The sequence below is a fragment of the Mycobacterium sp. genome (genome assembly GCF_035653355.1).
In the GTDB taxonomy this organism is placed as follows: domain Bacteria; phylum Actinomycetota; class Actinomycetes; order Mycobacteriales; family Mycobacteriaceae; genus Mycobacterium.
In genome coordinates this window covers 1-8,923 of record NZ_DASRBZ010000428.1, presented here as the reverse complement: position 1 = coordinate 8,923, position 8,923 = coordinate 1, and the positions used below count along the sequence as shown (strand labels likewise).

Annotated in this window: 10 protein-coding genes; 7 read left to right on the top strand and 3 right to left on the bottom strand. The window is 64.7% G+C overall.

The annotated features are described in order from the left end of the window. From VFA16_RS14825 to VFA16_RS14815, 3 genes are all read right to left on the bottom strand, one after another. A partial coding sequence (locus VFA16_RS14825) for an AMP-binding protein (protein ID WP_324968547.1) occupies nt 1–517 on the bottom strand: 517 nt, incomplete at its 3' end. A 41-nt stretch (nt 518–558) separates the two neighbouring features. Beyond that, complete coding sequence (locus VFA16_RS14820; RefSeq protein WP_324968546.1) at nt 559–1,749, bottom strand: amidohydrolase family protein; 1,191 nt, start codon at nt 1,747–1,749, stop codon at nt 559–561. Nucleotides 1,750–1,784: 35 nt separating this feature from the next. After that, complete coding sequence (locus VFA16_RS14815; protein WP_324968545.1) at nt 1,785–3,323, bottom strand: AMP-binding protein; 1,539 nt, start codon at nt 3,321–3,323, stop codon at nt 1,785–1,787. A 91-nt stretch (nt 3,324–3,414) separates the two neighbouring features. Here VFA16_RS14815 and VFA16_RS14810 point away from each other — a divergent pair, with 91 nt between their 5' ends. The 7 genes from VFA16_RS14810 to VFA16_RS14780 form a co-directional block, all read left to right on the top strand. Further along, entirely contained in the window at nt 3,415–4,140 is a 726-nt protein-coding gene (locus tag VFA16_RS14810; protein ID WP_324968544.1) for an enoyl-CoA hydratase/isomerase family protein, read from the top strand. A 204-nt stretch (nt 4,141–4,344) separates the two neighbouring features. Continuing rightward, entirely contained in the window at nt 4,345–5,433 is a 1,089-nt protein-coding gene (locus VFA16_RS14805) for a dihydrodipicolinate reductase (protein ID WP_324968543.1), read from the top strand. Next, complete coding sequence (locus VFA16_RS14800) at nt 5,430–6,236, top strand: glucose 1-dehydrogenase (RefSeq protein WP_324968542.1); 807 nt, start codon at nt 5,430–5,432, stop codon at nt 6,234–6,236. Before VFA16_RS14805 ends, VFA16_RS14800 begins: the two co-directional genes overlap by 4 nt. After that, the gene (locus VFA16_RS14795; protein ID WP_324968541.1) at nt 6,233–6,901 is read left to right on the top strand and encodes a TetR family transcriptional regulator; all 669 of its coding nucleotides are present in this window, start codon (nt 6,233–6,235) and stop codon (nt 6,899–6,901) included. The genes VFA16_RS14800 and VFA16_RS14795 overlap by 4 nt, the downstream gene beginning before the upstream one ends. 15 nt (nt 6,902–6,916) lie before the next feature. Then, a complete protein-coding gene (locus tag VFA16_RS14790; protein WP_324968540.1) occupies nt 6,917–7,420 on the top strand; it encodes a nuclear transport factor 2 family protein in 504 nt (167 codons plus the stop codon). Between the two features lies 1 nt (nt 7,421). Beyond that, nucleotides 7,422–8,579 carry an FAD-dependent oxidoreductase gene (locus VFA16_RS14785; protein WP_324968539.1) on the top strand — a complete coding sequence of 386 codons (1,158 nt, stop codon included), beginning with the start codon at nt 7,422–7,424 and terminating at the stop codon, nt 8,577–8,579. Further along, nucleotides 8,576–8,923: VOC family protein (locus VFA16_RS14780; protein ID WP_324968538.1), on the top strand; the 348-nt coding region annotated here is incomplete at its 3' end. The genes VFA16_RS14785 and VFA16_RS14780, both read left to right, overlap by 4 nt.

Below are 8,923 nucleotides of genomic sequence, written 5' to 3'. Positions count from 1 at the left end.
CGAGTGTGGCCCACTCCTCGTACATCCGCAGCGTCTGGCGGTGATTCATCATCGCGCCCTTGGGGCGGCCAGTCGTGCCCGAAGTGAAGATCACGTCGGCGATATCGGTGCCGCTCACCGCACGCTCGAACGGCCTACCGCCGCCGAGGAAGTCGGATTTGAGGTCGACGACCGGTATCCCAGCCGGCGCGGTGTAGTCCTGGTCGAGAAATCCCTTCTGTACCAGAACGGCTTTCGCTTTGCTGCGCGCGATAATGTCGCCGGCTTCCTCGGTCTTGAACCGCGTGTTGACCGGCACCAGCACGCCGCCCGCAGTCAGCAGCCCGAACGCCGCGATGATCCATTCCGCCGAATTGGGTGCCCAGATCGCGGCCCGATCGCCTTTCCCGATACCGTGGTCAGCGAATGCGCCTGCGGCGCAACGGATTCGCTGGACCAGATCAGCAAAGCTGAGACGCAGCTGGCCTTCAACGACCGCTTCCGCGTCGCCGAAGCGGTCCGCCGCGCTCAAGACCATCTCGGGGATGGTCTGCCACTTCTGATTGGCCGGCGTATACGTCACACCGTGACAAGTCGACCGAGGTTGCCGCCCATGATCTTTGCCTGATCCTCGACGGGCAGATGAGACAGCGCGTTGACATAGTAGGTCGGCTCCGCCAGCCCTTCCGGGTGCGGCCAGTCCGAGCCGTACAAGACCTGATCGACGCCGACGAGGTTGACCAGATCGTCGATGCCGTCCTCGAAGAACGGGCTCACGTGGATCCGGCTCTTGACCATCTCGACCGGGTCGCTCGGGAAAGATTCCGGGGACTTCCGGAATACCTCGGCCAGGCCGTCCAGCAAAGGCGTCATCCACTTCGACCCGGCCTCGACGATCGCCACCTTCAGCTTGGGATGGCGGTAAAGCGCGCCGTGAATCACCCAGGACGCGACCGAGTCTTGGATCGGCCGCCACTCGTTGAGGATGCTCATCGCATTGGTCTGGAACGGCAGCATCTCCTGGTCGGCACCGTCCCACTCGGAGGTGTATCGGGAATAGCCGCTGTCGGAAGAGTGCATCCCGACCAGCACGTCGTGCTCGACCACCCGCTCCCAGAACGGGTCGAACTCGGGCAGTGCGAACGACCGGGGGCCACGGAAGCCGGGAACCGGCGCCGGGCGGACCAGGATGGCGCGGGCACCACGCTTGACCACCCACTCCAGTTCCTCGATCGCCTTCTCGACGATCGGCAGCGTGATGACCGGGGTGGTGAAGATCCGGTTCTGGTAGTTGAAGCCCCACACCTCGTCGAGCCACTGGTTCAGCGCATGGATCAGGACGTGGGTGGCAACCGGGTCGTCGCGCAGCCGCTCCTCGATCAGGCTGGCCAAGGTCGGGAACATCAGTGTGCGATCCAGGCCAAGCTCATTCATCTTCTCCAGGCGCGGGGCGGGCTCGAAGAAGGCCGGGATCGCGCGCATCGGCTCACCGAACAATTCGCGCTTGCTCTTGCCCTCCGGATTGCCGTATTTGAAGTACTCCTCCCAGGCCCCCGGCCGGGCGACGACCTCGAAGGTCGGGTTGGGGATGTAATTGCTGATCACGCCGCGCAGCGCGATCTTGGTGCGCCCGTTGACCTGCACGTACTGGACGTAGTCCTTGTACTCCTTGGGCAAGAACTTTGTCAGCGCTTCCGGCGGCTCGTAGAGATGGTTATCCGCGTCAAAGATCGGAAACGGGACGTCCTCCCGATGCGACAACTGGCCCATGAAATCCTCCTTCGCAATTTGTGAGAATACTATTCTCACCCAGGCGCGACCGCAACGCCCTCACGGACCAGACGCTTCTGCACCTTGCCGCTCGGGGTGCGCGGATAGTCAGCGACCTCGAGCAAAACTTCCGGCCACTTTTGCCGGGCCACACCCAGGGCAGCGAAATGCTCCCGCACCCGTTCGAGTGTGGGCAACGTGTGCCCGGGCTTAAGACGCAACACCGCGGCGACGCGCTCGCCCAGGCCGGCGTCGGGTGCGGCCACCACAACTGCCTCGGCGATTCCGGGCATGCCGAGCAGCACTTCTTCCACTTCCAGCGCGCTGATGTTCTCGCCGCCGCGGATAATGACGTCGGCCTTGCGGTCGGTGATGGTCAGATAGCCGTCGTCGTCGAGCAGGCCGATATCCCCGGTGTGATACCAGCCGTCGTCATCAAACGCGGCCGCGGTCAGCGCGTCATTTGTGTAGCCCAGGCACAGGTCGGGGCCTCGGCTCAGGATTTCGCCGTCGGGCGCCAGCCGCATTTCTACCCCGGGCATCGGCCGACCGTCGGTGAGCAGGCGTTTGGCTTCGGGCGCGTCCAGCCTTGACCCGGTGATCGACGGGTGTTCGGTGCTGCCGTAGGACCGGAACACGATGATGCCCAGGTCCGACAGCCGCCGCGTCACCGCCGCCGGGACCGTCGACCCGCCCAAGCCGAGGCACTTGATATGCGCGCGGTGCGCCGGTGTGCAGTCGGGATGGTCGAGCAGGCTGGTGACGAAGTAGGGCGGTCCGCCGCCGAGCGTGAGCTGGTCGCGCTCGAGCAGGGCCAGCACTTCGCCCGGATCCCAGTTGTCGAGCAGGTTCACCGACCTGCCGTTGAGAACCGGGATGAGCAGTGCGCCCAACATGCCGATGAAGTGCCCGACCGGTGTCGCGATCAGCTGGTTGTCGCCGATCGACCGGATCTGGCCGGCCAGTTGACGCGACTCGCAGACCAGCGTCTGATGGCTGTGGATGACGCCCTTCGGGTCGCTGGTGGTGCCAGAGGTGAAGGCGATCAGTGCCGGCCCGGCCGGGTCGGTGGCGGCGGTGTCGGCCAGCGGTTCGTCGACAAGCAGCTCGTCGAAGTCGCGGCCGACCAGGGCCACGATTGGAATGTCTGAGCACAGATCCGGCTGATGGGTCATCCGGCCGAACTGGTCGGTCGTGATGAATACCCGGGGCTTCGCGGTCGCGAGGATGTGCGCCAGCTCTTTGCGGCCGTAGAAGTGCACGATCGGCACCACCGCTGCGCCCAGAAACGCTGTTGCCCAGAACGTCGCGGCGGCTTCCATCCAGTTGGGCAGCTGAAACGCCACCACGTCGCCCGGGCCGACGCCGCGAGCGCGCAATCCGGCCGCCAGCCGCCGGGCCACCCGCTCGACGTCGCGGAAACTTCCTGACCATGGCCGCACCGCCGAGTACACCCGAAAGCCGGTATCCGGAGCGGCGTGCAGCCCGCGCGCCAGCATCTGACCGAGGGTGTCGTGCGTCCACCAGCCCTCACGCTGGTACCGCTCGACCAATTCGGCAGGAATGGTTCGCATAGATCGGACTCCAACCGACGAATAGTACGGCAGTGGGACATGCTATTCTCCGCAGAGGAGAATGCCAATATCACCTAACGGAGTGCGGCACATGGTGGACGTGGAATTCGGCCAAGGGCTTGCCGTACTGACGATTGATCGCCCGCATGCCCGCAATGCCATCGCGCTCGAAACCATGGAGCAGTTGGAAAAGGCGCTCGATGCGGCTGAAGGAGCGAGCGCCTTGGTCATCACCGGGGCCGGCGATCGAGCCTTCGTCTCCGGCGGTGATCTCAAAGAACTCAGCAGCATAAGGACTGAGGCCGACGCGGCTGCCATGGCGCGGCGCATGCGTACGATCTGCGATCGACTCGCCAGCTTTCCCGCCCCGGTGATCGCCGCGCTGAATGGTCATGCGCTCGGCGGCGGGGCTGAAGTCGCCGTGGCTGCTGACATCCGGATCGCTGCCGACGACATCAAAATCGGCTTCAATCAGGTGGCGCTGGAAATCATGCCGGCCTGGGGCGGCGTCGAGCGCCTGGCGGCATTGGTCGGAAAGAGCAAGGCGCTGCTGCTTGCGGGAACCGGCACTGTGATGGACGCCGCGGAGGCCGAGCGGATCGGGTTGGTAGATGTTGTGCTGCCCCGGTCGTCGTTCGACGACGGGTGGCGATCACTCGCCAGGTCGCTGGCGAACCTCCCGGCCGCCGAGATAAAGCGCGTAATCAGCGGCGTTTCGCCTGATGAAGCTATAGCGTCCTTTGCGCGCTTGTGGGTTGCAGACGCACACTGGCAGGCCGCAGAACGGGTGATGAACCGCAGCGCCAACCCCCGCTGAAGACCCGTATTCAGTTGAAACGCAGGGGTTTCCGCTCCCGCACGGCACCAGGCAGGAGCAACATAGGCGCCCGACGTCCCGGCTGTCCCCAAACCGCATAGCGGAACAATTGCGGCGGTATTGACAGTCACTCTCAACTCGCCATACGCTCCTGGTTAAGGAGTCGCTCGCGGTAGTGTCCAGGTTCGAGTAGGACGGTGGTCGATGGAACCACGAAACACCAAGACCTTCAAGGTCGTTCAATGGGCGACCGGTGGTGTCGGCAAGGCAGCGATCGAAGCCGTGCTCAATCATCCCGAACTCGAATTGGTCGGCTGCTGGGTACACAGCGCGGACAAGGACGGCCGCGACGTCGGTGAGATCCTGGGTCGCGAGCCATTGGGCGTGAAGGCCAACTCGAACAAGGATGACGTCCTGGCGGTCGACGCGGACTGCGTGGTGTACTCACCGCTGATTCCGAACGACGATGAAGTAAAAGCCATTCTGCGGTCGGGCAAGAACATCGTCACACCGGTCGGCTGGGTGTACCCCGACCGAATCGATCCGCGGGTGCAAGCCATCGAGCAGGCCTGCCACGACGGCGGGGTGACGCTGCATGGCTCAGGCATTCATCCCGGCGGGATCACCGAGAAGTTCCCGCTGATGATTTCGGCGTTGTCCACCGCGATCAGGCATGTGCGGGCCGAGGAGTTCTCCGACATCCGCACCTATAACGCACCCGACGTGGTGCGCCACATCATGGGCTTCGGCGCCACACCGGAGGAGGCTGCGCGCAGCCCGATGGCCAGTCTGCTGGAAGGCGGATTCAAATCCTCGGTGTGGATGGTGGCTGACTACCTGGGGTTCCGCGATCCGACGTTCTCCTCGATCCAGGAAGTCGCGGTGGCCACCGCACCCATCGACGCGGGCTTCCTCACCATCGAGCCCGGTAGAGTGGCCGCGCGTCGCTTCCGCTGGCAAGCGCTCGTCGACGGCCAGCCGGTGATCACCGCCGCGGTGAACTGGCTGATGGGTGAGGAGAACCTGGAACCGAAATGGAGCTTCGGGGACCGCGGCGAGCGCTTCGAAATCCAGGTCACCGGCGACCCCGACGTCGAACTGATTGTCAAAGGCTTGCAACCGGAATCGATCGCCGAGGGCCTGCAGAGAAACCCCGGCGTCGTAGCCACCGCCAATCACTGCGTGCACGCGATCCCGCATGCGTGTGCCGCCGAGCCGGGCATCAAGACCTATCTCGATCTGCCGATGATCGCCGGCCGGCCGGCGCCCAAACTCGCCGGGGCGGTGCGGTGATCCTCGACGATTTCCGGATCACCGATCAGGTCGCCATCGTCACCGGCGGCGGTGCCGGCATCGGTCGCGGCACCGCAATTGCGCTGGCCGAGGCGGGAGCCCATGTTGTGGTAGCGGCCCGCACGAAGTCCAATCTGGATGACACCGTCCGCCAAATCGAACTGACCGGTCGCAACGGGCTGGCGGTGGTCACCGACGTGATGATCGACGAGGACTTGACCAAGCTCGTCGACACGACCGTGGCGCAGTTCGGGCGGCTCGACATCCTAGTCAACAACGCCGGAGGCACCGCTCCCCGTCCGGCGATGGACACCTCGTCCGAATATTTCTCCACCGCACTACAGTTCAATGCCACCGCGCCGTTTGTGCTGTCGAGGCTGGCCGCACGAGCCATGGTCGACACCGCCGGTGCCGGGTCTATCGTCAACATATCGTCGCGCTCCGGCGACATGGTGATGACCTCGATGGTCGCCTATGCCGCCGGCAAAGCCGCGCTGAACATGATGACCTTCAACCTCGCCGCCGAGTGGGCGCCGCGGGTGCGGGTCAACGCGATCGGTGTCGGAGGCGTGGCCACTCAAGCGATGGACTTTGTCATGGGCAACGATGCGCTGCGTACTCAGTTCGAGCAGAACACCCCCATGCGCCGCATCGGCACACCGCGCGACATCGCCGCGGCCGTGGTGTATCTGGCTTCGCCGGCGTCGTCGTGGGTGACCGGCGTGTTCCTTCGAGTCGACGGCGGCACCACCGCGCCGGCCTTCACGATCCCGGTGCCCCCGCTCCAGCGGGTAGCACAATGAGCGACCACACCGCCGCGAAAAACCCGCCCGCCAAGGCCGCGTCGCTGCGAGACCGCCAGCGCGCACAGATCCGCGCCGACATCCGGTTGGCGGCCTACCAACTGTTCGCCGCGCACGGTTTCGACAACGTCACCACCGAGCAGATCGCTGCTGCCGCAGGTGTATCGCCGAGCACGTTCTTTCGGCACATCAGCGGCAAAGAAGAACTGCTTCTGGATCAGGTACGGCGCGGTTGGGAGGTCATCGCATCGCTGCTCGAACAGCGTCCTGGCGACGAGTCACCCGACGTGGCGCTGGCGCGCGCGATCGAAGCCCGCACCGGCGCATTTGAAGACAGCGAGACCGAACAATGGCGCGCCGCCATCCTGGCCGCTCCCAGCCTGCTCGATAAGGTCAGCATGGCTCCGGAGGACAAGAGCCGGTTGGTCAAACTCACCGCCGCCCGCATGCGCGCCGACCCGGAGCATGACATCCGACCCGCCTTGCTGGTCCACTTGGCGTTCGCCGCAGCGGATTTCGCGTTCCAGCAATGGGTGCGCACCAACGCCGACGATCATCAGCCGCTTCAGGTCCTGGTGTCTGAGGCGCTGCAAGCCGTGATGCATCCCCGCTGGCAACCGCGGCGCAGCCGAACCGCCCGACCTACAAAAGGCACGCGTCGCTAGCTGATTGGAGATCAGATGGGGCAGTGGTCACGCGATGAAATCGAGCGTGCGTTTCGCGACTACAGTGCGGCCGTCGTCGAGATTGGAAAAAGCTCAGACTGGTCGCGTTACGCAGACCTGTTCACCGAGGACGCCGTCTACCTGGAGCATGTGTACGGGGAAATGCATGGCAGAGAACGAATCCGGGAGTGGATCGGCTCGACGATGAACGTGTTCCCTGGCTCCGAGATGCCGTTCTACCCAGCGGAGTGGTACACCATCGATGAAGGCCGAGGCTGGGTCATCGGAAAAATCCTCAACCGCATGAAGGATCCCGGCGACGGCAGCATCCATCAGGCTCCGACCCTGACCGTGCTGCACTACGCCGGCAGCGGGCTGTGGAGCTACGAAGAAGACGCCTACAACCCGCTCAACTTCCTGGCGATGGTCCACGAATACACCAAGCGTTGCCAGGCCTTGGGCACCATCTCCGATGACGCGGTCGCCTTCGCCAAGAACATGAACTGGCAACTGGACTGACGTGGCGAGCCGCAAGCGCGTTGTTGTCGCCGGGCTCGGCGACAGCGGTGTCCTGGCGGCGATCCGACTGGCTCGCCACACCGACGTCGTCGGAATATCCGCCAAACCGGGATTGGTCAGCGGCCAAGAGCTGGGATGGCGGCTCAGCCGTCCCGAACAGTGGGCCCAGGTGAATTGGATCCCGTTCGACCGGTTTCGTGGCCTGGACCGGGTACGAATCGTCCACGCCTCGCTGACAGGTGTAGACCTCGCAACTCGAACGGTGTTCGCGCGCAGCGCAGAAGGCGCAACCGTCACCGAGAATTACGACGCGTTGGTGATCTCGACCGGTGTGACAAATGGGTTCTGGCGACAGCCGAGTGTGCAGGCAGCGGCCGAAATCGATGCCGATCTGCGGACGATGCATGACCGCCTGGCCGGCGCCGAATCGGTCATCGTGATCGGCGGCGGCGCCGCGGCGGTGAACAGCGCCGCCCAACTCGCCACCACCTGGCCCGCCAAACGGGTCGACCTGTACTTCCCGGGGGAACGGGGGCTTGTCCACCATCACCCGCGAACATGGGACCGCGTTGCCGGCCGCCTTGCCGAACTGGGTGTGCGCCTGCATCCGGGGCACCGGGCAGTGATAGCCGCCGGCTTCGCCTGTGATCGCATCACCAGCGAACCGGTGCGATGGAGCACCGGGCAACCGCCGGCATCGGCCGACGCGGTGTTGTGGGCGGTAGGACGGGTGCGGCCCAACACGGGGTGGCTGCCCGAAGAGCTGCTTGACGAGCACGGCTTCGTCGGCGTGACACCGGATTTGCGCGTTCCCGGCCATCCCGATCTCTTCGCAGTTGGTGACATCGCGGCCACCGACCCGCTTCGCAGCTCGGCCAGAAACAGGGCCGACGCGTTACTTGCACACAATGTGCGCGCCGCGTTCGCTGGGCGACCGCTGCGCCGTTACCAGCCTCCCGGCCGGCGATGGGGTTCGGTGCTGGGTCCCCTACCCGACGGACTCGAGGTGTACACCGCCCACGGAAGTGCTTTCCGCTTCCCGGCGTGGACGTTCCACAAGGTGCTGCTGCCGTTAGTCGTAGGTTGGGGCTATTACCGCGGGGTTCGGCGCAACGACCCGCAGCTTGCCACTTCATCCGGAAGGACGTCTGTACGATGACGCAGAAACCGATTGATGTCCTGGGGTTTTCGCATATCTGCATCGCGGTGTCGGACATGGAGGCCTCCCTGCGGTTCTACCGCGACTTGCTCGGCCTTGAGGTGTTCTTCGATCTCCAGCTCGAAGGTCCGTCGATGGAAGCCGTCACCGGCGAAGCCGGAGCCCACGGAAGGATGATCGGCGGGATGCTCGGCGGCACCGTCGTGGAGCTTCTCGAGTTCGCACACCGTGGTTTGGAACCACAGCAGCAGGACGCCAAGCTCGGTTATACAAACATCTCCTTGAGCGTCCGCGACGTCGATGCCGCGCACGCTGCGATTATCGCCGCCGGCGTCCAGCCGGAA